This window comes from Streptomyces sp. NPDC086077 (assembly GCF_040686175.1).
Classification (GTDB): Bacteria; Actinomycetota; Actinomycetes; order Streptomycetales; family Streptomycetaceae; genus Streptomyces.
Window position 1 is genome coordinate 1,851 of the sequence record NZ_JBFBJT010000032.1, and the last position, 25,082, is coordinate 26,932.

23 protein-coding genes, 7 tRNA genes and 3 pseudogenes are annotated in these 25,082 nt (G+C 71.1%); 22 read left to right on the forward strand and 11 right to left on the reverse strand.

Features of this window, described 5'->3' with window-relative positions; all coding sequences use genetic code 11:
• Positions 1-27: 27 nt before the first annotated feature.
• The 5 genes from AB0O67_RS12285 to AB0O67_RS12305 all read right to left on the reverse strand — a co-directional run bounded on the left by AB0O67_RS12285 (position 28) and on the right by AB0O67_RS12305 (position 501).
• A tRNA-Val gene (locus tag AB0O67_RS12285) sits at positions 28-99 on the reverse strand.
• 46 nt (positions 100-145) lie between these two features.
• Positions 146-217, reverse strand: a tRNA-Val gene (locus AB0O67_RS12290).
• A gap of 26 nt (positions 218-243) precedes the next feature.
• Positions 244-315: transfer RNA gene (locus tag AB0O67_RS12295), tRNA-Val, on the reverse strand.
• 1 nt (position 316) lies between these two features.
• Positions 317-390: transfer RNA gene (locus AB0O67_RS12300), tRNA-Cys, on the reverse strand.
• A 38-nt stretch (positions 391-428) separates the two neighbouring features.
• A tRNA-Gly gene (locus AB0O67_RS12305) sits at positions 429-501 on the reverse strand.
• A 178-nt stretch (positions 502-679) separates the two neighbouring features.
• On the opposite strand from AB0O67_RS12305, the gene AB0O67_RS12310 reads away from it, so the two are divergent.
• The 3 genes from AB0O67_RS12310 (at position 680) to AB0O67_RS12320 (ending at position 3,502) form a co-directional block, all read left to right on the forward strand.
• Positions 680-1,720: a chorismate-binding protein gene (locus AB0O67_RS12310; RefSeq protein ID WP_365448964.1), complete on the forward strand. Its 1,041-nt coding sequence runs from the start codon at positions 680-682 to the stop codon at positions 1,718-1,720.
• An 82-nt stretch (positions 1,721-1,802) separates the two neighbouring features.
• Positions 1,803-2,624 (forward strand): aminodeoxychorismate lyase, encoded by an 822-nt coding sequence (locus AB0O67_RS12315; RefSeq protein ID WP_365448966.1) that lies wholly within the window; start codon positions 1,803-1,805, stop codon positions 2,622-2,624.
• Positions 2,625-2,677: 53 nt separating this feature from the next.
• Positions 2,678-3,502: a GNAT family N-acetyltransferase gene (locus AB0O67_RS12320; RefSeq protein WP_365448968.1), complete on the forward strand. Its 825-nt coding sequence runs from the start codon at positions 2,678-2,680 to the stop codon at positions 3,500-3,502.
• Positions 3,503-3,514: 12 nt separating this feature from the next.
• Here AB0O67_RS12320 and AB0O67_RS12325 read toward each other — a convergent pair whose 3' ends face one another.
• Positions 3,515-4,033 carry a DsbA family protein gene (locus AB0O67_RS12325; RefSeq protein ID WP_365448970.1) on the reverse strand — a complete coding sequence of 173 codons (519 nt, stop codon included), beginning with the start codon at positions 4,031-4,033 and terminating at the stop codon, positions 3,515-3,517.
• Between the two features lie 277 nt (positions 4,034-4,310).
• Here AB0O67_RS12325 and AB0O67_RS12330 point away from each other — a divergent pair, with 277 nt between their 5' ends.
• Positions 4,311-4,757, forward strand: a complete 447-nt coding sequence (locus AB0O67_RS12330) for a hypothetical protein (protein WP_365448972.1) — start codon at positions 4,311-4,313, stop codon at positions 4,755-4,757.
• 165 nt (positions 4,758-4,922) lie between these two features.
• Complete coding sequence (locus AB0O67_RS12335; RefSeq protein ID WP_189699665.1) at positions 4,923-5,075, forward strand: hypothetical protein; 153 nt, start codon at positions 4,923-4,925, stop codon at positions 5,073-5,075.
• A 93-nt stretch (positions 5,076-5,168) separates the two neighbouring features.
• On the opposite strand, the gene AB0O67_RS12340 is transcribed toward AB0O67_RS12335, so the two are convergent.
• Both AB0O67_RS12340 and AB0O67_RS12345 read right to left on the reverse strand, forming a co-directional pair.
• Positions 5,169-5,729, reverse strand: a complete 561-nt coding sequence (locus AB0O67_RS12340) for a CGNR zinc finger domain-containing protein (protein ID WP_365448974.1) — start codon at positions 5,727-5,729, stop codon at positions 5,169-5,171.
• Between the two features lie 645 nt (positions 5,730-6,374).
• Positions 6,375-6,788, reverse strand: a complete 414-nt coding sequence (locus AB0O67_RS12345) for an SsgA family sporulation/cell division regulator (protein WP_004002642.1) — start codon at positions 6,786-6,788, stop codon at positions 6,375-6,377.
• A gap of 191 nt (positions 6,789-6,979) precedes the next feature.
• Between AB0O67_RS12345 and AB0O67_RS12350 the strand changes: the two genes are divergently transcribed.
• The 7 genes and pseudogenes from AB0O67_RS12350 (at position 6,980) to AB0O67_RS12380 (ending at position 10,136) form a co-directional block, all read left to right on the forward strand.
• The gene (locus tag AB0O67_RS12350) at positions 6,980-7,432 is read left to right on the forward strand and encodes a TIGR02611 family protein (protein ID WP_365449061.1); all 453 of its coding nucleotides are present in this window, start codon (positions 6,980-6,982) and stop codon (positions 7,430-7,432) included.
• Between the two features lie 78 nt (positions 7,433-7,510).
• Positions 7,511-7,582, forward strand: a tRNA-Val gene (locus AB0O67_RS12355).
• A gap of 290 nt (positions 7,583-7,872) precedes the next feature.
• A pseudogene (locus tag AB0O67_RS12360) lies at positions 7,873-8,393 on the forward strand (extracellular solute-binding protein); the annotation flags it as partial.
• A gap of 3 nt (positions 8,394-8,396) precedes the next feature.
• Positions 8,397-8,756 (forward strand): annotated as a pseudogene (locus AB0O67_RS12365) (carbohydrate ABC transporter permease); the annotation flags it as partial.
• 7 nt (positions 8,757-8,763) lie between these two features.
• A pseudogene (locus AB0O67_RS12370) lies at positions 8,764-9,344 on the forward strand (hypothetical protein); the annotation flags it as partial.
• 222 nt (positions 9,345-9,566) lie between these two features.
• Positions 9,567-10,025, forward strand: coding sequence for an SRPBCC family protein (locus AB0O67_RS12375; RefSeq protein ID WP_365448976.1), 459 nt, complete (start codon positions 9,567-9,569; stop codon positions 10,023-10,025).
• A gap of 39 nt (positions 10,026-10,064) precedes the next feature.
• Positions 10,065-10,136: transfer RNA gene (locus AB0O67_RS12380), tRNA-Val, on the forward strand.
• A gap of 55 nt (positions 10,137-10,191) precedes the next feature.
• Here the strand turns inward: AB0O67_RS12380 and AB0O67_RS12385 are convergent.
• Positions 10,192-10,917 (reverse strand): 3'-5' exonuclease, encoded by a 726-nt coding sequence (locus tag AB0O67_RS12385; RefSeq protein WP_365448978.1) that lies wholly within the window; start codon positions 10,915-10,917, stop codon positions 10,192-10,194.
• Between the two features lie 188 nt (positions 10,918-11,105).
• Between AB0O67_RS12385 and AB0O67_RS12390 the strand changes: the two genes are divergently transcribed.
• The 4 genes from AB0O67_RS12390 (at position 11,106) to AB0O67_RS12405 (ending at position 15,647) form a co-directional block, all read left to right on the forward strand.
• Positions 11,106-11,672 carry a DUF4365 domain-containing protein gene (locus tag AB0O67_RS12390; protein WP_365448981.1) on the forward strand — a complete coding sequence of 189 codons (567 nt, stop codon included), beginning with the start codon at positions 11,106-11,108 and terminating at the stop codon, positions 11,670-11,672.
• Entirely contained in the window at positions 11,669-12,880 is a 1,212-nt protein-coding gene (locus AB0O67_RS12395) for a hypothetical protein (RefSeq protein WP_365448983.1), read from the forward strand. The genes AB0O67_RS12390 and AB0O67_RS12395 overlap by 4 nt, the downstream gene beginning before the upstream one ends.
• Positions 12,881-12,970: 90 nt before the next feature.
• Entirely contained in the window at positions 12,971-14,947 is a 1,977-nt protein-coding gene (gene thrS / locus AB0O67_RS12400; protein WP_365448985.1) for a threonine--tRNA ligase, read from the forward strand.
• A 139-nt stretch (positions 14,948-15,086) separates the two neighbouring features.
• Positions 15,087-15,647: an HIT domain-containing protein gene (locus tag AB0O67_RS12405; RefSeq protein ID WP_365448987.1), complete on the forward strand. Its 561-nt coding sequence runs from the start codon at positions 15,087-15,089 to the stop codon at positions 15,645-15,647.
• A 73-nt stretch (positions 15,648-15,720) separates the two neighbouring features.
• Here AB0O67_RS12405 and AB0O67_RS12410 read toward each other — a convergent pair whose 3' ends face one another.
• Both AB0O67_RS12410 and AB0O67_RS12415 read right to left on the reverse strand, forming a co-directional pair.
• Positions 15,721-17,382: a hypothetical protein gene (locus AB0O67_RS12410; protein ID WP_365448989.1), complete on the reverse strand. Its 1,662-nt coding sequence runs from the start codon at positions 17,380-17,382 to the stop codon at positions 15,721-15,723.
• A gap of 182 nt (positions 17,383-17,564) precedes the next feature.
• Positions 17,565-19,763 carry an elongation factor G-like protein EF-G2 gene (locus AB0O67_RS12415; RefSeq protein WP_365448991.1) on the reverse strand — a complete coding sequence of 733 codons (2,199 nt, stop codon included), beginning with the start codon at positions 19,761-19,763 and terminating at the stop codon, positions 17,565-17,567.
• Positions 19,764-20,046: 283 nt separating this feature from the next.
• Here AB0O67_RS12415 and pgsA point away from each other — a divergent pair, with 283 nt between their 5' ends.
• The 6 genes from pgsA (at position 20,047) to pdxT (ending at position 25,068) form a co-directional block, all read left to right on the forward strand.
• The gene (pgsA, locus tag AB0O67_RS12420) at positions 20,047-20,730 is read left to right on the forward strand and encodes a phosphatidylinositol phosphate synthase (RefSeq protein WP_365448993.1); all 684 of its coding nucleotides are present in this window, start codon (positions 20,047-20,049) and stop codon (positions 20,728-20,730) included.
• The gene (locus AB0O67_RS12425) at positions 20,727-21,665 is read left to right on the forward strand and encodes a phosphatidylinositol mannoside acyltransferase (RefSeq protein WP_365448995.1); all 939 of its coding nucleotides are present in this window, start codon (positions 20,727-20,729) and stop codon (positions 21,663-21,665) included. The genes pgsA and AB0O67_RS12425 overlap by 4 nt, the downstream gene beginning before the upstream one ends.
• Positions 21,662-22,825 (forward strand): glycosyltransferase family 4 protein, encoded by a 1,164-nt coding sequence (locus AB0O67_RS12430; protein WP_365448997.1) that lies wholly within the window; start codon positions 21,662-21,664, stop codon positions 22,823-22,825. Before AB0O67_RS12425 ends, AB0O67_RS12430 begins: the two co-directional genes overlap by 4 nt.
• A 40-nt stretch (positions 22,826-22,865) precedes the next feature.
• Positions 22,866-23,408, forward strand: coding sequence for a hypothetical protein (locus AB0O67_RS12435; RefSeq protein ID WP_365448999.1), 543 nt, complete (start codon positions 22,866-22,868; stop codon positions 23,406-23,408).
• A 114-nt stretch (positions 23,409-23,522) separates the two neighbouring features.
• Positions 23,523-24,446 carry a pyridoxal 5'-phosphate synthase lyase subunit PdxS gene (gene pdxS, locus AB0O67_RS12440; protein ID WP_365449001.1) on the forward strand — a complete coding sequence of 308 codons (924 nt, stop codon included), beginning with the start codon at positions 23,523-23,525 and terminating at the stop codon, positions 24,444-24,446.
• Between the two features lie 13 nt (positions 24,447-24,459).
• Positions 24,460-25,068 carry a pyridoxal 5'-phosphate synthase glutaminase subunit PdxT gene (gene pdxT / locus AB0O67_RS12445; RefSeq protein ID WP_365449003.1) on the forward strand — a complete coding sequence of 203 codons (609 nt, stop codon included), beginning with the start codon at positions 24,460-24,462 and terminating at the stop codon, positions 25,066-25,068.
• Positions 25,069-25,082 lie beyond the last annotated feature (14 nt).

The window sequence follows — 25,082 nt, forward strand, 5'->3', positions numbered from 1 at the left end:
TGCGAGACGGCCGGGGGCTTCGGTGTGTGGACGATACTGGGATTGAACCAGTGACCTCTTCCGTGTCAGGGAAGCGCTCTCCCGCTGAGCTAATCGTCCTCGGGACCACGGATGTGACTCCAGGGAGCCGATCGTGGGCACTGCGTGCGCGATACTGGGATTGAACCAGTGACCTCTTCCGTGTCAGGGAAGCGCTCTCCCGCTGAGCTAATCGCGCGGGTAGGGATCTTCGAGAAGATCCAGTGGACGATACTGGGATTGAACCAGTGACCTCTTCCGTGTCAGGGAAGCGCTCTCCCGCTGAGCTAATCGTCCTTGGAGGTGGAGACGGGATTTGAACCCGTGTAGACGGCTTTGCAGGCCGTTGCCTCGCCTCTCGGCCACTCCACCAGGAGTGTAGGGAACCGGGAGGATCCCCTCTTCCTGCGAGCGGACGACGAGGTTCGAACTCGCGACCTCAACCTTGGCAAGGTTGCGCTCTACCAACTGAGCTACGTCCGCCTGTCGTTTCGGTCGGCTCACGCGTCCCGGCGACGTGTTGAACTCTAGCGGATTCCGGGGCCAGTACAAAAACGCGTTTGTGCAGCGTGCTGCGCTGTGCCTGGTCACGCGCGAGGCCGGACCGTCCAGAAGGACACGGCCGGGCCACTCGCGAGACACCCGCCATAGACTCGACAACGTGCTCGACCTCCCACCTCTCGCCCGCTTCGGCGACCGCGTCGCCGGCGGACTCCTCGATGTCACCAGCGACCCCACGGCCCTCGACTCCACTGGTTTCTGGGCCGTCGCCGCCGACTTCGAGGGCCGTCTGACCTGCGCGCGCTTCGCGGACGTGAGGGAGGAGCCGGTGCCCTCACCTGCCCCGGACGCGTGGCGCGGCCCGGCCGTCGGAGACTGGACCTCGTCCCTCGACCGCGCCTCGTACACGGCGGGAGTGCGCCGGATACGGCGGCACATCGCGGCCGGCGAGGTCTACCAGGCGAACCTCTGCCGCGTCCTGTCGGCGCCCATCGCCCGGGACGCCGACCCCGACGCCCTCACCGCGCTGCTGGCCCGCGGCAACCCGGCCCCCTATGCCGGAACGATCCGCCTGCCCGCGCACGGAGTGGAGATAGCGACCGCGTCCCCCGAACTCTTCCTGCGCCGCGCGGGGCGAGTGGTCGAGTCGGGTCCGATCAAGGGCACCGGCCGCACCGAGGCGGACCTGCTGGAGAAGGACTACGCCGAGAACGTGATGATCGTGGACCTGGTCCGCAACGACCTCGGCCGCGTCTGCGCGTCCGGCACGGTGACCGTCCCCGATCTGTGCGCGCTGGAGAAGCATCCCGGGCTGGTCCACCTCGTGTCCACCGTGCGCGGTGAACTGCGCGACGGCGCGGGCTGGCCGGAGCTGCTCGCCGCCGCCTTCCCGCCCGGCTCGGTCACCGGCGCGCCCAAGTCGAGCGCCCTGCGGATCATCGACGCGCTGGAGACCGCTCCCCGGGGACCGTACTGCGGGGGCATCGGCTGGGTCGACGCCGACCGGGGGACCGGTGAGCTCGCCGTCGGCATCCGCACCTTCTGGTTCGACCGTGCCGAGGGCCTGCTGCGTTTCGGGACCGGCGCGGGGATCACCTGGGGATCGGACCCCGAGGGCGAGTGGCGGGAGACCGAACTGAAGGCATCCCGGCTGCTCGCGGTAGCGTCGGGGGCGTACGAGGTGAGTGGAGAGGGACTGTGATCGTGCTGTGTCCGTCCGGGGGCGCCCCCCGGACGCCCGGCCGCAGCCAGGTCCCCGGCACGGAAATGTGAGGTGGGGACCAGTGAAGATCTGGCTCGACGGCGGGCTCCAGGAAGCCGAATCCGCCCGTGTCTCCGTCTTCGACCACGGGCTGACCGTGGGCGACGGCGTCTTCGAGACCATCAAGGCGGTCGACGGCGCACCGTTCGCCCTCACCCGCCACCTCGACCGGCTGACCCGCTCGGCCCGCGGCCTGGGCCTGCCGGACCCCGACCTCGACGAGGTCCGCCGCGCCTGCGCCGCCGTGCTGGACGCCAACCCCATGCCGCTGGGCCGGCTGCGCCTCACCTACACCGGCGGCCACGGCCCGCTCGGCTCCGACCGCGGTGAGCATGGCCCGACCCTGGTCGTCGCCGTCGGTGAGACCCGGCGCCGCCCGGACTCCACCGCCGTGATCACGGTCCCCTTCACCCGCAACGAGCGTGGCGCCCTCACCGGCCTGAAGACCACCTCGTACGCCGAGAACGTCGTCGCCCTGGCCCGCGCGCACGAACAGGGCGCATCCGAGGCGCTGTTCGCCAACACCGTCGGCCGGCTCTGCGAGGGCACCGGCTCGAACGTCTTCGTCGTCCTCGACGGCGAGATCCACACCCCGCCGATCGCCTCCGGCTGCCTCGCGGGCATCACCCGCGCGCTCTGCGCCGAGTGGACCGGCGCGAAGGAGACCGACCTGCCGCAGGACGTGCTGGAGCGGGCCGACGAGGTCTTCCTGACGTCCACGCTGCGCGACGTCCAGGCCGTCCATCGTGTCGACGGCCGCGAACTGCCGGGCGCCGCGGGCCCGGTGACGGCCAAGGCCATGCGGATCTTCGACGAGCGGGCGGGCAACGACCTCGATCCGTAGAACCCTGGGAAATTCGGCGGACCTGGAGGTCAGGACCGGGTAGAACAGCCCTGATGACCACCACCCTGCGGCCGACCGAGCCGCTTCAGCGCGCGGCCGACGGGACGCGCTCCCGCCACTACCGGGTGTGCGTGAACAGCCGTCCCGTCGGCGCGGTACATCTCGGCACGTCACCCGCCTTCGGCGACTCGGTGGCGCGGATCCTCGACCTGCGCATCGAAGAACCGGACCGCCGCCGCGGACGGGGCACGGTCGCCGCCCTCGCCGCGGAGGAGGTGGCGCGCGGCTGGGGCTGCCGCCAGATCGAGGCGTCCGCCCCCGGCGGCGCCGAGGCGGCGCTGCGGCTCCTGTCGGCACTCGGTTACGTCCCGCGCAACCGCGGCATGGAGAAGCATCTCGGCGACACCCCGCCCGACCTGCCCGCCGGCAGCCACGCCCGGCCCATGACGGAGGCCGACTACGCCATCTGGCTGGAGCACGAGTCGCAACGGTACGCGCGTACCTGGATCGAGCGGGGGGTGCCCGAGGCCGAGGCGTACGCCAAGGCGCAGGGCGACCACGAGCGGCTCCTGCCGGACGGGGTGGCCACGGCGGACATGCGGTTCAGCGTCCTGGAACACGACGGCACGCGGGTGGGGACCCTGTGGGTGGCGTTCCAGGACGACACGGCCTACGTCTACGACGTCGAGTCCGACGCGGCACATCGAGGACGAGGGCACGGCCGTACGCTCATGCTGCTCGCCGAGCGGCAGACCATCGCGGCCGGCCGGCGTCTCCTCGGCCTCAACGTCTTCGCCGGGAACACCCCCGCCGAGCGGCTCTACGAGTCCCTCGGCTACACGACGACGCGGCACACCTTCTACAAGAACCTGCTCTGAGTGTCCCGGCCGTCAGTCCTGTCCGGCGAGCAGCCGGTCCGCGATCTCCTCGACGCGCTCGCGCAGCCCCTCCTGGCTCTTGCCGCCGTCGAGCCGCCGGCCGTCGATGACGTACGTCGGCGTGCCGGTCACGCCGATCGCCTTGCCCTCGGCCTGGTCGGCGTCCACGATCAGGATGTGCCGGCCGTCGATCAGCGCGGTGTCGAACTCCTCCGCGTCCAGGCCGAGTTCCCGCGCCACCTCGACCAGGAAGGTCTCCCCCTTGCGGTCCAATTCCTCGACCCGCGCCAGCACCGCCTCGACGTAGGGCCACCCCTGCCCCTGCTCGGCGGCCTCCTCGGCGGCCTGCGCGGCGGCGAAGGAGTGCATGTGCTTCTCCAGCGGGAAGTGCCGCAGCCGCAGTTCGAGCCGGTCGCCGTAACGGGCGCGCAGGGCGCGGAGGTCGTCCAGCGCGCCGCGGCAGTCCGGGCACTGAAGTTCGCACCAGACGTCGAGGACGGGCGCCGGGCGGTCGGGGGAGGAGTCGTTCATGCCGTCAGTCTCCCAGCACCGGCGCGCCGGTCCCAATCGGCTCCCGGGCTCCCGGCCGGGCGGCTGACCTGGAACGGGCCGGTCCCGGCTCCGACACTGCCCTGCGCCGCGCGCCCGTCCCGCCCGCCCCCGAGTCGTACGCCCCACCTGCACCTGCGGAGGAGCCGACCCGGAGATGTCCCTGATGTCCGGGCGGGGCATGGCCTGGCGGGGTTCGGCGGGTGCAGGATGGAGGAGGCGACGCGCACCGCTCGCCCGAGGCTGCCTGGAGGACCGGATGATCGCCGAGACCGTGTGTTCCGCCGTCGCCGCGGCCGGCCTGGGCATCGCGGCGGTGTCGGCGTTCCGCAGGCGTTTCCTCACCGCCACCCGTATCGCCGCCTATGCGCTGGTCCCGCTCGGCCTGGTCATGACCGGTGTCGTGGAGTGGGCCGCGGACACCGCGTTCAGCCCGGTGGCCTGGGCGGGCTTCGGTGTGCTCGGCGGTGCCTGGCTGCTGTTCCTCTCCACGCGGGCGGTGGAGCGGCGACGCGGCCGCAAGGGGCACGCGGTGGCCGGGGCGGCGCAGCACGACCCGGTGGCCCCGCAGGCCTCGGCCCCCTCCCTCGGCCCGGCGGCCCGCCCGGCCGCCAAGCCCCGCACCGAGCCGCAGGCCGCGCCCCGTGCGGGCGCCACGGACGACTTCAGCGACATCGAGGCCATCCTCAAGAAGCACGGCATCTGAATCCTGCGGCGACCGTCTGAAACGACCCAACGCTCGCTCCGGATGATCGGAAGCTGTCCGGCTCGCACCACAGACGTGCAGGTGATCACGGAATTCGGCGAACTCCCGCATGTTCGTGCGTCTTGATCGCGTTATGGCCGCCACCTGCGTCATCATCGCCGCGAGATGCTGGACACGACACAGAGCGATGCCGCGCCGCCGAAGGACGAGCCGCGCGGGTGTCTCTTCGCCCTTTCCCAGCCACCGCTGATGATCTTCCTTGCGGTGATCGGGTGTCTGCTGCTCATGGCTGCGTTGCACGATCTGTTCCTGCTGTGAGCCGTACGCGCGGTCCCCGGCGCCACCCGCCGGGAACCGCGTCGGCATCGACGTCCCACCGATCGGCTCGGCTGCAGTGATCCCGGGCGGGCGTCAGCCCGTCGCCTCCTTGCGGCGCGCCCGGTAGGCGGCCACATGCAGACGGTTGCCGCAGGTGCGGCTGTCGCAGTAGCGCCGCGAGCGGTTGCGGGAGAGGTCGACGAAGGCGCGCCGGCAGTCGGGCGCCTCGCAGCGCCGCAGCCGCTCCTGCTCGCCCGCGACCACGAAGAAGGCCAGCGCCATCCCGCAGTCGGCGGCCAGGTGGTCGGCGACGGACGCGCCGGGCGCGAAGTAGTGCACATGCCAGTCGTAGCCGTCGTGGTCCGTGAGACGGGGCGTGGTGCCGGCGGCGGCGATCAACTCGTTGATCATCCCGGCCGCGGCCCGGCCGTCCGGGGCCGCGAAGATCCCGGCGAACCGGCCACGGATCCTGCGCACCGCCGAGAGGTCGAACTCCGAGAGCACCCCGACATCGCTGATCTCGTGGTTCTGCACGAAATCCGTGAGAGCCGCGACGTCCGGCAGCCCGTCCGGCGTGGACTCGTCCTCCGGTGCGGTGTTCACCAGATCGACCACGGTGTCGAGCGCGCACCGGGTGTCGTGGGTGATCAGCACGTTTCGCTCCCTGGCCTGATGGTCGGGCGGACGCCCGCCGATGCTGGCCGATGGTAGTGGCTCCCCGCCACCGCCCCACCGCCCCCGGTGACATCCGGCCCGCCCTTGCCCCTAGAACGCCGCCGGACGCGCCCCGGTTCCCGAGAGCCCAGGAGCGCCGGATCGCATCCGTCGCTGCCGCGCGGGCGCGCAAAAGTCGTAACGGCTCTGGACGCGCGCCGCCCCAGCGGCTCTTCCGGTCCCACCTGCCCACCGACCGTCCACGCCCCGCAGGCCCCACCGGCCAGCGGCAGTGCACCCCCCAGCTCCGCGGACCTAGCTGTGGTCCATACCCCCGCAAGCCCCACCCACCGTCGATCCGCGTCCCCGTACGGCGCTGCGCGGACACGCCGCTCCCTGCTTGCGAAGACCCGGTGCCACGCAGACCGGCGCCGCCCCCGCGGAAACGCGGTGGCAGCGCCGGTGTGTGTCGTATGCGGTTGTCCTGGCGCGTGAGGGCCTGCCCGGAGGATCCTGCCGGAGACGGGCCCTGGCACGCTTCACGGTGGCCGATCAGTGCCGTCGGCTCGCTCCGACCTGATCCGCCGGACAGGCCCGAGCCGTCTCCCCGAGTGGACGGCCGGGCGGCTTGGTGGTGGTCTCGCCCTAGCTCTCCGCCAAAATGTGCGAGAGCTCCTGGTCAAGATCGAAGTGCCGGTGCTCCGTGCCGGGCGGCACGGCGGCGTCGGTTCGCTTCAGGAACGACTCCAAGGCCCGCGCCGGGGCCTCGAGCAGAGCTTCCCCCTCGGGGGAGCTGAGGGCGATGCAGACGACGCCCTGACCGTGACTGCGCGACGGCCAGACACGGACGTCGCCGGTTCCTGTGGGCCGGTGAAGCCCTTCGGCGAGGAGGTCGCGGGCGAACACCCACTCGACGGTTTCCTCGGCTCCGGTGTGGAAGGTGGCGTGCACGGCGTAGGGGTCGGCCGTGTCGTACCGCAGGCCTGCGGGGACAGGCAGGGAGGACTCGCTCGACACAACGAGGCGCAGGTGCAGCTCGCAGCTGACCGTGGTGTTCATAAGCGCCAGGGCCTTTCGCTCAGTGTGCGCTCGGGGATTCGCACGTCGGCGAAATCGACATGCCACCTACGGTGCCGTTGTAAACCCCTCTGAGGGTTTTGCGTGTGTTTACGTAACTCTTCCGGCCGAGAACGACTTCGTCCGATACGCCCATTCCGGTGACCGGAATCGTTCGGGTAGGGTTTGGCCGTATGAATACGGGGAGTAGTAATCCTGGCGAGGTTGCCGTGGCTACGGACGAGTCGGGGACGCGTGAAGCGCGGGGCGAGCGTGCCCTCGGTTCGCGCGCGCCGGAATTCATCAAGGCGCGGCGCCTGCTGCATGTCAGCTGGCAGGTGGGCGTCTTCCTCGTCGGTCTCGCGGTCGTGGGCACCGGCATCGTCCTGCTGCCGTTGCCCGGTCCGGGCTGGGTGATCATCTTCGGCGGCATGGCGATCTGGGCGACCGAGTTCGTCTGGGCCCAGTTGGTGCTGCGATGGACGAAACGCAAGGTCACCGAGGCCGCACAGCGTGCTCTCGACCCCAAGGTGCGCCGGCGCAACATCATCCTGACGTCGATCGGCTGCGTGATCGTGGCCGCGATCGTCGGGTTCTACGTCTGGAAGTTCGGCTTCATGATGCCGTGGAAGATCAAGGACCAGTGATCCACGGCGCGGGGCGCGGGGGTGGTCCGGCGTGGTCACCCGCACCCCCTGACATGGGGTAATGTACTTCCTGCGCCCGGGCGATTAGCTCAGTGGGAGAGCGCTTCGTTCACACCGAAGAGGTCACTGGTTCGAACCCAGTATCGCCCACCCGGAACACGGCCCATCTGCGAGACAGCAGGTGGGCCGTTGTCGTGTCACGCCCACTGTCGTCACCGTGAGTGTCCGCACTTCCCGGCCATCGAGGGCTGCGGTGCCGCCCGGCCCGTCCGTACGCCGACGGCCCCGACCGAGGTCGGCCCCAACCGGTTCTCTCCGGTCGGCGACCCCGCGCCCGAGAAATGTCTGCCCGCGTCATTGACGCCCTCCCGACCCCTCCGTACCTTGTGCCAGCAAGCGCTTACTTGAAACGATTCATAGGCGGATGGGAGGGTTCTGCGATGCACGGCGGCGGGAACACGGAGCGGCGGACGGTACTCAAGGCGGCCGGTGTGTCGCTGGCGACGCTGGGGCTGACGGCCGCCGGCTGCGGAGGTGGCGGCGGCGGGTCCGGCGACGGGATGGTGACGATCCGTTACGCCTGGTGTGGCGCGGAGGAGCGGACCAAGCGCATCAACCGGACCATCGCGCTCTTCGAGAAGAAGCCTTCTGGGAGAAGTTCCAGACGCAGGCCGCCGGTGGAAATCCGCCCGACGTATTCCAGAACTCCGTCACGTTTCTCCGGAAGTACGACAAGCGAGGCGTCCTTCTCGACCTCAAGTCCCAGGTCGACGCCGGGAATCTGAGCATGGATAACTTCCGGGCCGGTGTGGACAAGGTCGGCGAGGTGGACGGAAAGCTTCTCGGCATTCCCGTCGGATCCAACACGATGTCACTTGTCATAGGCGAGAAGGTGTTTGAAGAAGCCGGCGTCGAGCCCGAGCAGGGCTGGACGTGGGACGAGTACTTCGCCGCCCTGGAGCGGCAGTTCATGCGGAACCTGCCGAAGGGGCTCGACGAGGCCGCCCGGATCGACGGGTGCGGGCACCTGCGGATCTACTGGTCGATCATGCTGCCGCTGTGCCGGCCCGCCCTCATCACCAGCGCCATCTTCACCTTCATCAACGCCTGGAACGACTTCATGGGCCCGCTGATCTACCTCAACGAACCCGGCAAGTACACCGTCTCCCTCGGCATGATGATGTTCCGCGACCAGGAGGGCGTCGCCAACTACGGCGGCATGATCGCCATGTCCCTCGTGGCGCTGCTCCCCGTCATCCTCTTCTTCCTCGCCTTCCAGCGCTACCTCATCGACGGTATGGCGACCTCCGGTCTGAAGGGCTGACACGGCCATGGTGCGAACGCGCGTGAAGTCCCACGGGGAGTCCGTCATGGCCGAGCGGTTCGCGGTGTTCGCCGAGTGCCTGCTCACCGGCGTGTGGATCGCCGTCGCCGCGCTCGGCGTCGTCACCGGCCCGGCCGCCTTCGCCGCGGGCGCCTGGCATCTGCGCCGCCGTACCGCTCATGAGGGCGGCGGACTGCGGGAGTTCGCCGCGGACTTCCGGGCGGCCGCGCGGCGCGGGTGGTTCGTCGGGGTCGCCGGGTGGGCCGCGGCGGGCGCGGTCTGGGTGGACGTGCAGGCCGCGCGGGCCGGGATCCCGGGCGGGCCGTTCGTCGGGGCCGTCGGGCTGTGCGCGCTATCGGGGTCACCGTCGCCGGGTTGCGGGCGGCGGCGCGGTGGGCGCCGGGGGCCTCCTGGCATGCGCTGTTCGCCGGTGCCGGGCGGCGTACCCTGCGCGATCCGGCCGGATCCTTCCTGCTCGTCGGCGGGCTGGTCGTCGTCGTGTGTTCCGGTTGGTTCGTCCCGCCGCTGGCGGTGCCGGCGCTGGGGGCCGTCGCGGCGGCCGCCGTCGCGGTGGAGGAGCGGTACCGGCACCACTCGCGCTGTACGGGCTCGCCGCCATCGAGAACCTGGCGCTGCTCGGCGACAGGATGCCCCCGCCCTCGTCGGGGAGCGTGCGAAGAGCGCCGCCGCACGGGCGGCGGCGCTTGTTCAGGAGTGTGGTCCAGGCCACCTCGTACGCCATGAGTACCCGTACTCAGAACGTACTCAGACGCCGGACGCCAACGTCCCCGTCGGGGCAGACTCGGGCGCATGGACTGGACCTACTACCGCTTCCGCAGCCTGTGGCCCCTGCCCGCCCAGCCCGCCGCCGTGTACGCCGTGCTGGAGCGGCCCGAGGAGTACCCGCGCTGGTGGCGGCAGGTGCGTGAGGTTGAGCGGACCGACGGCGCCACCGGGGTGATCCGGATCCGCTCGCTGCTCCCGTACGACATGACCTTCACCGCGCGCGAGGTGCGCCGGGATCCCGGGGCCGGGGTGCTGGAGATCGCGATGACCGGTGACATCGAGGGCTGGGCACGCTGGACGGTCACCCCCGCGGGGAACGGGTGCCTCGCCCGCTACGACCAGGTCGTGGTGGTGAACAAGTCCCTGCTGCGCCGGCTGGCCGTGCCGGGGCGGCCCGTGTTCCGCGTCAACCACTGGCTGATGATGCGGGCCGGACGGCGAGGCCTGCTGGCTTACCTGGGCCGCGATCCCCAAGCGGTTTGAAGGAAACGCGGGGGCACCTGTATTGTTCAGTGCGTTCCCGGGCGATTAGCTCAGTGGGAGAGCGCTTCGTTCACACCGAAGAGGTCACTGGTTCGAACCCAGTATCGCCCACCGGGAGAGGCCGGTCCGCCGTGGCGGACCGGCCTTTTGCATGTCCGGCGGCCGATCAGGCCGCCGCCGCGAGCCCCGGACGCAGGGGCCAAGCCGGGTCCACGGCCTCCTCGTTGCCGCTGCGCGCGAACCACGCCTGCAGTCCCCGCGCCTGAGCCGCGTGCCACACCGCCTGCAAGGTGTGCAGCTCGGCGGGGGACAGGCGTTCCAGCCGGGACGCGAAACGGCGCCCTATGGCCCGCACGACGTCCAGCGAGGCCATCGCGTCCGCCGCCGCGTCGTGCGCGCCGTCCAGCGGGACGCCGTAGTGCTCGCACAGGTCGGTGAGCGTGCGGCGCCCCTTGCGGTAGCGGTCCAGATGCTTGTCCAGGACCCGGGGGTCGAGCACCAGCAGGGGCACCGACTCGAACCAGCGCCCCAGCGACGAAGCGCGATGCCGGCGCAGCTCGCGATCCAGGAGCGTCAGGTCGAACGGTGCGTTCATCACCGCCAACGGCCGCCCGGTGCCTGCCTGTTCGGCCAGCTCGGTGGCTATCTCATGCATCACCGGCGCAGGCCAGCGGCCGTTGCGCGTCAGATGCTCCTCCGTCAGACCGTGCACCGCCGTCGCCTCGGCGGGCACCGGCACGCCCGGGTTCACCAGCCAGTGGTGCACCCGGGGGCGCGTGCCAGGGGCGTCCTGGACGACGAGGGCGGCCGACACGATGCGGTCGGTCTCGACGTCCACGCCTGTTGTCTCCGTGTCGAATGCCGCCAGAGGGCCCTCGTACCAGCACGTCATACGTACACAACTCCTCGTTCACCCGCGGCAGCTGACGCACCGTCTTCTGCCCGTTTGGTGATACCCGGGCTGTTTGCGTCGTACGCCGGGGGGAGACAACAGAAGTACGGGTCCGTGCAGTTCAGCGGCACGTTTCGTGCGCGCGGCCCGACGCGGGGACATTCACTTTGCTTGGAAGGCTGCCGGCCATGGCGATAGCGCAGCCCGAGCGGGGCGGGCTGCTGCCCGAACGCCCGGGCCCCCATCGCGGTTCACTCGCCACCACCGCCTGCATGGAGACGTTGCAGGTGGGTTATCTGCACGCCGTCGCGGCCGCCGCCGGCTGCTCCCTGTCCCAGCCCTTTCCGGACAACGGCATCGACTGGCACGTCAGTCACAGCGCGCCCGGGCACACGATCGACGACGAGGTCACCATCAAGGTGCAGCTCAAGGCCACGTACCAGATCGCGCCCCAGCCGCCCGGCCGTTTCTTCTCCTTCACGCTCGACAACGACCACCTGGCGAAACTCGCCCGCACCCCGGTCTCGGTGCACAAGATCCTCGTCGTGATGCTCGTCCCGCGCTCGCAGGACGACTGGCTGCGCGCCAGCCACGACCGGCTCGACCTCAGGCACTGCTGCTACTGGGTCAACCTCGCCGGCCACCCCGTCACCGGCCGGCACCGGACCAACGTCCGCATACCGACCTCACGCATCTTCGACGACCGGGTGCTGTGCGAGATCATGACGCGGGTCGGGACGGGAGGCAGACCATGACGCACCGCCCGCTCGACGAGCCCCTGAGGGCCGTACGGCCCCACCCCGAGCCCTGGGAGCAGCCGCCCGAGCCCGGCCAGGTCGACCCCGCCGTGCTCGGCGCGCTGCTGCACCGGCACGGCTGGCAGCGCCGCGGCGGCGCCGCCGGACGCTACGGCCGCTGGACGCCGCCCGGGCCCGGCGCGGGGGGCACCAGCCTGCTCGTGCCGGAGAGCCGGGCGTTCCCCGACAGCGACGACCTGCTCGCCGAGGCCCTCCTGGCCCTCTCCCGCAGCGCCATGCCGTCCGCGCGCGAGGTGCTCGTCGGGCTGAGCGTGCCCAGCGACGAGATCCGCTGGTGGCGTGACATACCGAGTGGACCCGCGGGTGCCGCGTCCTGGACCGTCGAGGAGCAGCTGCGCTCCGCCGCCCGGCAGACGCTGCTCGCAGGGGCGCTCGCCACCCGCGCGTGTGCGGGCTACCACGGCGCCCGGCACAGGCGCTCCGCCGCCGTGATGCTGGAGAGCGTCCTGGTCGGCGCCGCGACGGGCGGCAGCTGCCTCACCGCCTTCGTCCCCGTCGACCCGGCCCGCCCGCTCGCCGTCCGCCTCCACCAGGCCCTCTACGCCGTCCGCGAGGCCATCGACTACCAGCGCGCCACCGGCGGCATGGACGCCTTCGACGGGGCCGTGGAAGCCGGTGTGAGCCGCGAGCTGACCGAGTCCCTGGTCGCCCTGGTGCGGGGTACGGAGGGCGCCCGCGTCGCCGTCGAGTGGGCGCCCGGCGCCGGTCCGCCCGAGGGCGGGGCCGGGCGCGGCGAGGCCGTCGAGTTCTCGCCGGGCGACCTGCCCGTGCTGCGCGAGGCCGGGGCCCGCCTTCTGCGCGAGGAGCCGTCCGTGCCGGTGCGGATCACCGGCGAGGTGGTGCGGATGCGCAGGTCGGAGCGGCGCGGCGCGGGGGCCGTACGGCTGCGGGTGCTGGCCGGCGCCGAGATACCGCACGTCCGGCTGACCCTGGACGAGGAGGACTACCGCATCGCCGGGCAGGCCCACCTCGTCGGGCTGCCGGTGCGGGTGCACGGGCGGCTGGAGAGCCGCGGCGGCTTCCGCAGGCTGACGGGCGCCTCCGGGGTCGTACCGGTGCAGGTGGACGAGGTGGAGCGGGACCAGTTGCTGAAGTCGTTGCAGGAAAACCCCGACTTCTTCGAGGAGGCCTGCGGCGGGGACTGATTTCGCCTGGGGTGGTCCGGGGTCGGTACGATCCCTTATTGCGCGCGCTCTCGGTACGGCGCCGCATCCACCTTCAGTCAGGAGAGACCGGTGTCAGACGTCCGTGTGATCATCCAACGCGATTCCGAGCGGGAAGAGCGCACGGTGACGACGGGCACCACGGCCGCCGACCTCTTCGCCGGCGAGCGCTCGATCATCGCCGCGCGGGTGGGCGGTGAGCTGCGGGACCTGACCTACCCACTCGCCGACGGGGACGAGGTCGAGGGCGTCGACATCTCCTCCGAGGACGGCCTGGGCATCCTGCGTCACTCGACCGCGCACGTCATGGCGCAGGCCGTGCAGGAGCTGTTCCCCGAGGCCAAGCTGGGCATCGGCCCGCCGGTCAAGGACGGCTTCTACTACGACTTCGACGTCGAGAAGCCCTTCCATCCCGATGACCTCAAGGCCATCGAGAAGAAGATGCAGGAGATCCAGAAGCGCGGCCAGCGCTTCTCCCGCCGCGTCGTCACCGACGACGAGGCCCGCGAGGAGCTGGCCGGCGAGCCGTACAAGCTGGAGCTGATCGGTCTCAAGGGCTCCGCCTCGCACGACGACGGCGCGGACGTCGAGGTCGGCGCCGGTGAGCTGACGATCTACGACAACCTGGACGCCAAGACCGGCGAGCTGTGCTGGAAGGACCTCTGCCGTGGTCCGCACCTGCCGTCCACCCGCCTGATCCCCGCGTTCAAGCTGATGCGCAACGCGGCCGCCTACTGGCGCGGCAGCGAGAAGAACCCCATGCTCCAGCGCATCTACGGCACCGCCTGGCCGTCCAAGGACGAGCTGAAGGCGTACCTGGAGTTCCTCGCCGAGGCCGAGAAGCGCGACCACCGCAAGCTGGGCAGCGAGCTCGACCTGTTCTCCATCCCGGAGCAGATCGGCTCCGGCCTCGCCGTCTTCCACCCCAGGGGCGGCATCATCCGCCGGGTGATGGAGGACTACTCGCGGCGCCGCCACGAGGAGGAGGGCTACGAGTTCGTCTACACCCCGCACGCGACGAAGGGGAAGCTCTTCGAGACCTCGGGTCACCTGGACTGGTACGCCGACGGCATGTATCCGCCCATGCAGCTCGACGAGGGCGTGGACTACTACCTCAAGCCCATGAACTGCCCGATGCACAACCTGGTCTTCGACGCGCGCGGCCGGTCGTACCGTGAACTGCCGCTGCGGCTGTTCGAGTTCGGCACCGTGTACCGGTACGAGAAGTCCGGCGTCGTGCACGGCCTCACCCGCGCGCGTGGCTTCACGCAGGACGACGCGCACATCTACTGCACCCGTGAGCAGATGTCCGAGGAGCTGGACAAGACGCTCACCTTCGTCCTCGGCCTGCTGCGCGACTACGGCCTGACCGACTTCTACCTGGAGCTGTCCACCAAGGACCCGGAGAAGTTCGTCGGCTCGGACGAGGCATGGGAGGAGGCGACCGAGACGCTGCGCGAGGTCGCCGAGAAGCAGGGCCTGCCGCTGGTCCCGGACCCGGGTGGCGCGGCCTTCTACGGACCGAAGATCTCCGTGCAGGCCAAGGACGCGATCGGGCGCACCTGGCAGATGTCGACCATCCAGCTCGACTTCAACCTGCCCGAGCGGTTCGACCTGGAGTACACCGCCGCGGACGGCTCCAAGCAGCGGCCGGTCATGATCCACCGCGCGCTGTTCGGCTCCATCGAGCGGTTCTTCGCGGTGCTCCTGGAGCACTACGCGGGCGCTTTCCCGGCGTGGCTCGCGCCCGTCCAGGCGATCGGCATCCCGATCGGAGACGCGCACGTCGAGTACCTGGAGAAGTTCGCCGCGACGGCGAGGAAGCAGGGGCTGCGGGTCGAGGTGGACTCGTCGTCCGACCGTATGCAGAAGAAGATCAGGAACGCCCAGAAGCAGAAGGTGCCGTTCATGGTCATCGCGGGCGACGAGGACATGGCCAACGGCGCCGTCTCCTTCCGTTACCGCGACGGCTCCCAGGAGAACGGCATCCCCGTCGACGAGGCCATCGCCAAGATCGCGAAGGTCGTCGAGGAGCGGACGCAGGTCTGACGCACTCCGAGGCACCGCAACGCCCCTGGGACGCTGTTCGGCTCCCGGGGGCCTTGCGTCGGTGATGTCCGTCGGCCCTGCCCGGTCCGGGCGGGGTTTCGCCGAGCCCCGGCGACACGCCGGGAATGGCCGAAGCAATATGCTGCCTTGCATGACGAGTGAGCCGGAGCAGCAGATCGGAGTGGGGACGCAGGACGCGTTCCAGCGCCTGTGGACGCCCCACCGGATGGCCTACATCCAGGGTGAGAACAAGCCCACCGGTCCCGGGGCCGACGACGGCTGTCCCTTCTGCGCGATCCCGGCGAAATCCGACGAGGACGGGCTGGTCGTCCGGCGTGGGGCGCAGGTGTACGCGGTCCTGAACCTGTACCCGTACAACGGCGGCCACCTCATGGTCGTGCCGTACCGCCACGTCGCCGACTACACGGACCTCACCGAGCCCGAGACGACTGAGCTGGCCGAGCTGACCAAGCAGGCGATGACGGCGCTGCGCGCGGCGTCGGGCGCCCAGGGTTTCAACATCGGCATGAACCAGGGCGGGGTCGCCGGCGCGGGCATCGCCGCGCATCTGCACCAGCACATCGTGCCGCGCTGGGGCGGAGACACCAACTTCATGCCCGTGGTGGGGCACACGCGGGTGCTGCCGCAGTTGCTGGCCGACACACGGAAGATGCTGGCGGAGGCCTGGCCGACGGCGTGAGAGCGCCGGCCGGCGGTGGGACGGCGCCCCTGCGGGGCATCCCCCAGAGGCATCCGTCCCGCCACCGGGCCGCCTACGCGTCGTACAGGTCGGCCTTCCGGGGCGACGGGTCCTGCACCGCCGTGCTGAGGAACGCCGAGCGGTTGCCGAACTTCTCGGTGTCCACGCCGTTCTCCTGAAGCACCCGGATCGCCGCCGAGTGGACCACGCGGAGCACCGGAGTGGCGGCGCGCAGCGCGTCGTCGGCCATGAACCGGTGCCGCCAGGGCTTCGCGGCCCACGCGTGCCGCAGGCCGAACGGCTCGGGCAGGGCCAGCGAGCCGCCGAGCCAGTTCAGCAGCGGCGGATACCAGGTCAGCGGCGCCCGGGCAGCCACCCGTACCACCTCGTCGGCGTCGACCAGCGGGAGCTTCACCGTCCGCGTCTCCCAGCGCTTCACGGACTTCTGCACCGACTTCTCCTTCGCCGCCGGCTTGGAGGTGAAGAGCGGGTGCACGGGGCCCAGGGCATGGCCGGTGACCTCGATGCGCAGCGTCTCGAAGAGGACGGTCACAGTGATCAGCATGGTGATGACCAGCTGCCCGTCCCAGAGCGTCCACTGCACGCCCAGGTAGTGCCGGTCTCCGCTGCCGAACTGCTGCTTGTTGCAGATGTCCTGTATGGCGTGTGACTTGACCTGGTACGCCTCCACGTCCGTGCCCCCCGGACGGGACACCGCCGTCGCGTTCTCGCCGATCGGCGTGACGACCCAGTGCCGGATCGACGGCTTGGGGAAGCCGCCCGTGTTCAGCGGGCCGCGCTCCAGCATGCGCAGCTGGTCGTGGATGGACCGCACCACGTCCCAGCTGCGGAAAGGATGGATCTCCCGGTCGGGATCGGCCGGGGAGAGGTCCTCCGCGAGCTGCCAGCTGCCCCAGCGGGTGCCCATGCCGAGTATGCCCTTGGGCCCGGCGTAGAAGACGGAGTTGGACTGCTGCTCGGCACCGAGCCGGGCGAGGGACTGGCGCAGCTGCTCGGCGGCGGTCTCGCCAGGGCTGCTCGGCACCGCCTCGGGCACCTTCGCGCCGACGCTGCTGCCCGACAGCAGGCTGTCCCAGCGCTCCCGCAGGTCCTTCGCGGTGCGCTCGCAGATCTGCTTGGCCCAGAACCAGCCGATCACCGGCATGACCACCGCCGCGCGCGCGTACCAGGCCCAGAAGCCGGTGAACGGCATCTGGACCAGGAAGATCACGGCCAGCGCCCCGACCGCGACGAGCAGCGTGGTCGCGAGCGTCGAGCCCCGCTTGGCCTCGCGCCGGGCGATGGTGGTGCGGATCGTGAACACCATCAGCCAGACCAGCAGCCCGGGCAGGAAGAGCAGCCCGCACACGACCATGACGATCGCGAGCAGGTTGTCGCGCTCCCGGCGGATGCGGTTGGCCGCGAGGCAGTGCTCGACGACGACCTGCGGCTCCGCGCCGAACGACTGGATCAGCGGTGCCCGGCCGGAGCCGAGCATGCGGTCGACCACCGCCCGGGAGAAGGCCTCGCCGAGGTTGGGCCGGAAGATCTTCGCCCACTTCTGGCCGGGCTTGACCTTCGACTCGTGCCATTCGTTGTTGGCCTTGAGTATCTCCTCGACCTCGTTGTCCCGGTACGCCGCCGAGGCCAGCGCGTACGTCGCCGTCTGCCCCTCGTCCCCCGTGCGCGGCACCTGCGGCCCGAAGATGTCCGCGTAACCGCTGTCAACGGTCATTCCCGCCCCCGATCGCCGCCACTGTCGCTCCTGCGGCCTTCCCGACTTCCGTGCTCCGCACACCTGTTGATCAGGTCGGCAAAGCCTATCCGCAGGCACCGACATACGTCGGCGGACGGCCGAAGCCGCCCGCCGAACCGGAGGAGAACCACCGTCCTTGAGCCACGTACGTGCGCGTCCGGCTAGGAAGCGTCCTGCTCCATCTTCCGCAGTCGCTCCGCGACTTGAGGGGGCATCGGCTCGTGCCGCGCGTACCGCCGGCTGAACCGCGCGGTCCCGTGCGACAGCGAGCGCAGATCGACGGCGTACCGCCCGATCTCGATCTCGGGCACCTCGGCCCGTACGAGGGTGCGCCCGCCGGCGGTCTGCTCGGTGCCCAGTACCCGGCCGCGTCGCCCCGACAGGTCGCTCATCACGGCGCCCACGTAGTCGTCGCCGACCAGCACGCTCACCTCGGCCACCGGCTCCAGCAGATGGATCCTCGCGTCGGCCGCGGCCTCCCGCAGCGCGAGCGCGCCCGCCGTCTGGAACGCGGCGTCCGAGGAGTCCACGGAGTGCGCCTTGCCGTCCAGCAGCGTGATCCGCACGTCGACGAGCGAGTGGCCCGCGGCGATGCCCTTGGCGGCCTGTGCGCGGACACCCTTCTCGACCGACGGGATGAACTGGCGCGGCACCGCGCCGCCGACGACCTTGTCGACGAACTCGATGCCCGAGCCGCCCGGCAGCGGTTCCACCTCTATCTCGCAGATGGCGTACTGCCCGTGGCCGCCGGACTGCTTCACATGCCGGCCGCGCCCGCCCGCCTTGGTCGCGAACGTCTCCCGCAGGGGTACCCGGTGCGGTACGACGTCCACCTGGACGCCGTACCGGCGGCGCAGCCGTTCCAGCGCGACGTCGGCGTGTGCCTCGCCCAGGCACCACAGGACCACCTGGTGGGTGTCCTGGTTCTGCTCCAGCCGCATCGTCGGATCCTCGGCGACCAGCCGGGCCAGTCCCTGGGAGAGCTTGTCCTCGTCCGGTTTGCTGTGTGCCTGGATGGCGAGTGGCAGCAGCGGATCGGGCATGTCCCAGGGCTCCATGAGGAGCGGGTCGTCCTTGGCGGAGAGGGTGTCGCCGGTCTCCGCGCGGTTCAGCTTGGCCACGCAGGCGAGGTCGCCGGCGACGCAGTGCGAGACGGGGCGCTGCTGCTTGCCGAACGGTGTGGACAGGGCGCCGATGCGCTCGTCGACGTCGTGGTCCTCATGGCCCCGGTCGGTCAGTCCGTGCCCGGAGACGTGCACGGTCACGTCCGGCCGCAGCGTCCCGGAGAAGACCCGCACGAGGGAGACGCGGCCGACGTACGGGTCGGACGAGGTCCGCACGACCTCCGCGACCAGCGGCCCGTCCGGATCGCACAGATCCAGCTCGCGCGGCCTGCCGTCGATGGTGGTGACCCGGGGCTGGTCGTGCTCCAGCGGGGTCGGGAACCCTCCGGTGACCAGCTCCAGCAGCTCGACCGTGCCGAGGCCCTGCCGGGCGCCGTCGCAGGCGGGAGCGGCGGCCAGGACGGGGAAGAAGGTCCCGCGCGCGACAGCCCGCTCCAGGTCCTGCACGAGTGTCTTGACGTCGATCCGTTCACCGCCCAGGTACCGGTCCATGAGGGTCTCGTCCTCGCTCTCGGCGATGATCCCCTCGATGAGGCGGTTGCGGGCCTGCTCGATCAGCGGCAGCTGGTCCTCGCCCGGCTCGGACTCCTTGCGCTCGCCCGTCGAGTAGTCGAACAGCTTCTGCGACAGCAACCCGATCAGCCCGGTCACGGGCGCGTGCCCGTCCGGCGCCTGCGGGCCGTGCAGCGGCAGGTACAGCGGCAGCACGGCGTCGGGGTCGTCGGAGCCGAAGGCCTCCGCGCAGATCCGCGTCATCTCCTCGAAGTTCGCGCGGGCGGCCTCCAGGTGCGTGACGACGATGGCGCGCGGCATGCCGACGGCAGCGCACTCCTCCCACACCACGCGGGTCGAGCCGTCCACGCCGTCCGAGGCGGAGACGACGAAGAGGGCCGCGTCCGCGGCTCGCAGACCGGCCCGTAGTTCCCCGACGAAGTCGGCGTATCCGGGGGTGTCGAGAAGGTTGATCTTGATGCCGTCCCACTCGACGGGTACCAGGGAGAGCTGCACCGAGCGCTGCTGCCGGTGCTCGATCTCGTCGTAGTCGGAGACGGTGCCGCCGTCCTCCACGCGGCCCGCCCGGTTCACCGCCCCCGCGGTCAGCGCGAGAGCCTCCACCAAGGTCGTCTTTCCAGCTCCGCAGTGGCCGACCAGCACCACATTCCGTACGGACGCGGGCTGGTCGGCCGCCATTGCTCTGCCGGCGGCTCCGGGGTGTGCATTGGTCTTGTCGCCCATGATTCTGCCTCCCGTGCACGGTGAGGTCACTGTGGGCGCGGACACGCGGGACCCGCGTGCTGGGCGGCTCCGGCGACGCCCGCGATCCTTCGAGCTTTCCACTCCCGTCACGCGGCGTCCATACAGAGGACGCGAAGCCGCCGACCAGCGGCGGTCGAGGGCCGCCGGCCCGACCGCCCGACCGGCCGTGGGTGCCGAGCGGTCGCCCGCTCGCGCGCGTGGCTACGATGGGCCAGCCGACGGCCAGCAGGGCCGCACGGCGCAAGCGACCCTCGGGAAGGCCATGCTGAACAAGTACGCGCGTGCATTTTTCACGCGTGTCCTCACACCGTTCGCCGCGTTTCTCATCCGCCGGGGCGTGAGCCCCGACACGGTCACGCTGATCGGCACCGCGGGCGTGATGGCGGGTGCGCTGGTCTTCTACCCCCAGGGCGAGTTCTTCTGGGGCACGGTCGTCATCACCCTCTTCGTCTTCTCCGACCTCGTCGACGGGAACATGGCCCGCCAGTTGGGCCGCACCAGCCGCTGGGGCGCCTTCCTGGACTCCACCCTGGACCGGGTCGCCGACGGCGCCATCTTCGGTGGCTTCGCCCTCTGGTACGCCGGTGGCGGCGACGACCTCGTGCTGTGTGCCGTGTCGATCTTCTGCCTGGCCAGCGGCCAGGTGGTGTCGTACACCAAGGCACGCGGCGAGTCGATCGGCCTGCCGGTCGCGGTGAACGGGCTCGTGGAGCGCGCAGAACGCCTGGTGATCTCGCTGGTCGCGGCCGGGCTCGCGGGCCTGCACGCGTTCGGCGTGCCGGGGATCCAGGTGCTGCTGCCGATCGCGCTGTGGCTCGTCGCCGCCGGCAGCCTGATCACACTGATCCAGCGGGTCGTCACGGTCCGCCGCGAGTCCGCGGAGGCGGAGGCGGCGGAGCGGGAGAACACCGACAATGCCTCTCAGGGGAGGGAGGCGGCGAAATGAGCGCTCGGGACAGCCTGACGGACGCCCTGTACGGCCTCGGCTGGAGCACGGTGAAGAAGCTGCCCGAGCCGGTGGCCGTGCGGCTCGGGAACTCCGTGGCCGACCTGGCCTGGAAGCAGCGCGGCAAGGGTGTGCTGCGGCTGGAGGCCAACTACGCGCGCGTGGTGCCCGACGCGTCCCCGGAGCGGCTCGCCGAGCTCACGCGCGCGGGCATGCGCTCGTACCTGCGCTACTGGATGGAGTCCTTCCGGCTCCCGGCCTGGAGCGCCGAGCGCGTCAAGGCCGGTTTCGACCCCAAGGACCTCCACCACCTGACCGACGGCCTGTCGGCGGGCAAGGGCGTCGTACTGGCGCTGCCGCACCTGGCCAACTGGGACCTGGCCGGCGCCTGGGTCACCGCCAAGCTGGGCATTCCCTTCACCACCGTCGCCGAGCGGCTGAAGCCGGAGACGCTCTACGACCGCTTCGTGGCCTACCGCGAGGGCCTCGGCATGGAGGTCCTGCCGCACACCGGCGGCTCCGCCTTCGGCGCCCTGGCCCGGCGGCTGCGGGGCGGCGGTCTGGTCTGCCTGGTCGCCGACCGGGACCTGTCGGCCTCCGGGGTGGAGGTCAGCTTCTTCGGCGACACCGCCCGGATGCCGGCCGGACCGGCGCTGCTGGCGCAGCAGACCGGGGCCCTGTTGATGCCGGCGACGCTCTGGTACGACGACTCACCCGTCATGCGGGGCCGTCTGCACCCCCCGATCGAGGTACCCGAGTCAGGCACCCGGGCCGAGAAGACGTCTGTCATGACGCAGGCCCTGGCGGACGCCTTCGCCTCGGGGATCGCCGAACATCCGGAGGACTGGCACATGTTGCAGCGGCTGTGGCTCAGGGACCTCGACCCCGCCAAGGGCGGTCCGGCGGCCCCGGACGCCACGAAGGGGTCCCCGTGAGGATCGGCATCGTCTGCCCGTACTCGTGGGACGTGCCGGGCGGCGTCCAGTTCCACATCCGCGACCTGGCCGAGTACTTCATCCGCCAGGGGCACGAGGTGTCCGTCCTCGCCCCCGCCGACGACGACACCCCGCTCCCGCCGTACGTCGTCTCGGCAGGCCGCGCGGTCCCGGTGCCCTACAACGGCTCGGTGGCCCGGCTGAACTTCGGCTTCCTGTCCGCGGCACGGGTACGCCGCTGGCTGCACGACGGCGCCTTCGACGTGATCCACATCCACGAACCGGCGTCCCCGTCGCTCGGCCTGCTGGCCTGCTGGGCCGCGCAGGGCCCGATCGTCGCCACGTTCCACACCTCCAACCCCCGCTCGCGCGCGATGATCGCCGCCTACGCGATCCTCCAGGCGGCACTGGAGAAGATCAGCGCCCGGATCGCGGTCAGCGAGTACGCCCGCCGCACGCTCGTGGAGCACCTCGGCGGGGACGCCGTGGTGATCCCCAACGGCGTCGACGTCGACTTCTTCGCCAAGGCCGAGCCCAATCCCGACTGGCAGGGCGGGACCATCGGCTTCGTCGGCCGGATCGACGAGCCCCGCAAGGGCCTGCCGGTGCTGATGCGGGCGCTGCCCAGCATCCTCGCCGAGCGGCCGCAGACGCGGCTGCTGGTCGCGGGCCGCGGGGACGAGCGGCAGGCGGTGGAGTCGCTCCCCGCCGAGCTGCGCTCCCGGGTGGAGTTCCTCGGCATGGTCAGCGACGAGGACAAAGCCCGCTTCCTGCGCAGCGTCGACGTGTACGTGGCACCCAACACCGGCGGCGAGAGCTTCGGGATCATCCTGGTCGAGGCGATGTCGGCGGGCGCCCCCGTGCTGGCCTCGGACCTGGACGCCTTCACCCAGGTCCTCGACCAGGGCGCCGCGGGCGAGCTGTTCGCCAACGAGGACGCGGACGCGCTGGCCAAGGCCGCGCTGCGGCTGCTGGGCAATCCCGAGCGGCGCAAGGAGCTTCGGGAGCGGGGCAGCGCGCACGTCCGCCGGTTCGACTGGTCGACGGTCGGCGCGGACATCCTGTCGGTCTACGAGACGGTCACGGACGGCACCACCGCGGTCGCCGCCGACGAGCGGTCCGCCGGACTGTGGGGCCGGTTCGGGCTGGCCCGCGACTGACTGATCACGCCCGGCCGGCACCCCGGTAGCCTTTCCGCCCGTGACCGCAACCCTGATCTGGATCCTCGTCGCCCTCATCGCCGTCGGCGTCTACCTGAGCTGGACGGCGGGCCGCCTGGACCGGCTGCACGCCCGGATCGACGCCACCCGGGCCGCCCTGGACGCACAGCTGCTGCGCCGCGCCTCCGTGGCTCAGGAGGTGGCCACCTCCGGGGTGCTCGACCCCGCGGCCTCCATCGTCCTCTACGAGGCGGCGCACGCGGCCCGGCAGTCCGAGGAGGAGCACCGGGAGGTCGCCGAGAGCGAGCTGAGCCAGTCCCTGCGCGCCGTGTTCGCCGACCCCCATCAGGTCGAGGCGGTCCGGGAGGCGCCCGGGGGAGAGGCGGCGGCCCGCGAGCTGACCGAGGCGGTCCGGCGGGTGCCGATGGCCCGCCGCTTCCACAACGACGCCGTGGGCGCCGCCCGCAGGCTGCGGCAGCACCGCAAGGTGCGCTGGTTCCGGCTGGCCGGGCACGCCCCCTTCCCGATGGCCTTCGAGATGGACGACGAGCCGCCGACGGCACTGGCGGACCGGGCCGCCTAGCCCCGCGCGGCGGAAAACGATCCACCGGCTGCGCATTGGCCCTTGCTGTGGCCTGCACACCTCCCGTTTGCTCGGTGTTTGCAGAAACCCTCTTTCACGTCAGTGAGGTCACCCGTGTCCAGCACGCTCCCCAACCCCGCCCAGTCCCAGGACAACGCCGCCACCGGCACCGCGCGCGTGAAGCGCGGCATGGCCGAGCAGCTCAAGGGTGGCGTGATCATGGACGTCGTCACGCCGGAGCAGGCGAAGATCGCCGAGGACGCGGGCGCCGTCGCCGTCATGGCCCTGGAGCGCGTCCCGGCCGACATCCGCAAGGACGGCGGCGTGGCCCGGATGTCCGACCCGGACATGATCGAAGGCATCATCGACGCCGTCTCGATCCCCGTCATGGCCAAGTCCCGCATCGGCCACTTCGTCGAGGCCCAGGTCCTGCAGTCCCTCGGCGTCGACTACATCGACGAGTCCGAGGTGCTCACCCCGGCCGACGAGGTCAACCACTCCGACAAGTGGGCCTTCACGACCCCCTTCGTCTGCGGCGCCACCAACCTCGGTGAGGCCCTGCGCCGCATCGCCGAGGGCGCCGCGATGATCCGCTCCAAGGGCGAGGCCGGCACCGGCAACGTCGTCGAGGCGGTCCGCCACCTGCGCCAGATCAAGAACGAGATCGCCCGCCTGCGCGGCTACGACAACAACGAGCTGTACGCCGCCGCCAAGGATCTGCGCGCCCCCTACGAGCTGGTCCAGGAGGTCGCCGAGCTCGGCAAGCTCCCGGTCGTGCTGTTCTCCGCCGGCGGCGTGGCCACCCCCGCCGACGCCGCGCTGATGCGCCAGCTCGGCGCCGAGGGCGTCTTCGTCGGATCCGGCATCTTCAAGTCCGGCGACCCCGCCAAGCGCGCCGCCGCCATCGTGAAGGCGACCACCTTCTTCGACGACCCGAAGATCATCGCGGACGCGTCCCGCAATCTCGGCGAGGCCATGGTCGGCATCAACTGCGACACCCTCCCCGAGACCGAGCGCTACGCGAACCGCGGCTGGTAGGGCACTGCATCCCATGAGTAACACCCCCGTCATAGGCGTCCTGGCCCTCCAGGGCGACGTACGGGAGCACCTCATCGCCCTGGCCGCGGCCGACGCCGTGGCCAGGCCGGTCAGGCGCCCCGAAGAGCTCGACGAAATCGGCGGCCTGGTGATCCCCGGCGGCGAGTCCACCACCATCTCCAAGCTGGCAAACCTGTTCGGCGTGATGGAGCTCCTCCGTGCGCGCGTGCGGGACGGCCTGCCCGTCTACGGCACGTGCGCGGGCATGATCATGCTGGCCGACAAGATCCTCGACCCGCGCTCGGGCCAGGAGACGATCGGCGGCATCGACATGATCGTGCGCCGCAACGCCTTCGGACGGCAGAACGAGTCCTTCGAGGCCGCGGTCGACGTCGCGGGCGTCACGGGAGATCCTGTGGAGGGCGTCTTCATCCGCGCCCCCTGGGTCGAGTCCGTCGGCGCCCGGGTCGAGGTGCTGGCCGAGCACGACGGCCACATCGTCGCGGTCCGCCAGGGCAACGCGCTCGCCACTTCGTTCCACCCGGAACTGACCGGCGACCACCGCGTGCACAGCCTGTTCGTCGACATGGTGCGCGCGACCCGCGGAGCGGAGTCCTTGTAGGATCTCTGGCGTTC

Coding starts and splice junctions, on each gene's coding strand:
- AB0O67_RS12320 (WP_365448968.1), top strand. CDS start 2,678: ATGACCACCACCCTGCGGCCGACCGAGCCGCTTCAGCGCGCGGCCGAC.
- AB0O67_RS12325 (WP_365448970.1), bottom strand. CDS start 4,033: ATGAACGACTCCTCCCCCGACCGCCCGGCGCCCGTCCTCGACGTCTGG.
- AB0O67_RS12330 (WP_365448972.1), top strand. CDS start 4,311: ATGATCGCCGAGACCGTGTGTTCCGCCGTCGCCGCGGCCGGCCTGGGC.
- AB0O67_RS12335 (WP_189699665.1), top strand. CDS start 4,923: ATGCTGGACACGACACAGAGCGATGCCGCGCCGCCGAAGGACGAGCCG.
- AB0O67_RS12345 (WP_004002642.1), bottom strand. CDS start 6,788: ATGAACACCACGGTCAGCTGCGAGCTGCACCTGCGCCTCGTTGTGTCG.
- AB0O67_RS12350 (WP_365449061.1), top strand. CDS start 6,980: ATGAATACGGGGAGTAGTAATCCTGGCGAGGTTGCCGTGGCTACGGAC.
- AB0O67_RS12375 (WP_365448976.1), top strand. CDS start 9,567: ATGGACTGGACCTACTACCGCTTCCGCAGCCTGTGGCCCCTGCCCGCC.
- AB0O67_RS12385 (WP_365448978.1), bottom strand. CDS start 10,917: ATGACGTGCTGGTACGAGGGCCCTCTGGCGGCATTCGACACGGAGACA.
- AB0O67_RS12390 (WP_365448981.1), top strand. CDS start 11,106: ATGGCGATAGCGCAGCCCGAGCGGGGCGGGCTGCTGCCCGAACGCCCG.
- AB0O67_RS12395 (WP_365448983.1), top strand. CDS start 11,669: ATGACGCACCGCCCGCTCGACGAGCCCCTGAGGGCCGTACGGCCCCAC.
- AB0O67_RS12405 (WP_365448987.1), top strand. CDS start 15,087: ATGCTGCCTTGCATGACGAGTGAGCCGGAGCAGCAGATCGGAGTGGGG.
- AB0O67_RS12410 (WP_365448989.1), bottom strand. CDS start 17,382: ATGACCGTTGACAGCGGTTACGCGGACATCTTCGGGCCGCAGGTGCCG.
- AB0O67_RS12415 (WP_365448991.1), bottom strand. CDS start 19,763: ATGGGCGACAAGACCAATGCACACCCCGGAGCCGCCGGCAGAGCAATG.
- pgsA (WP_365448993.1), top strand. CDS start 20,047: ATGCTGAACAAGTACGCGCGTGCATTTTTCACGCGTGTCCTCACACCG.
- AB0O67_RS12425 (WP_365448995.1), top strand. CDS start 20,727: ATGAGCGCTCGGGACAGCCTGACGGACGCCCTGTACGGCCTCGGCTGG.
- pdxT (WP_365449003.1), top strand. CDS start 24,460: ATGAGTAACACCCCCGTCATAGGCGTCCTGGCCCTCCAGGGCGACGTA.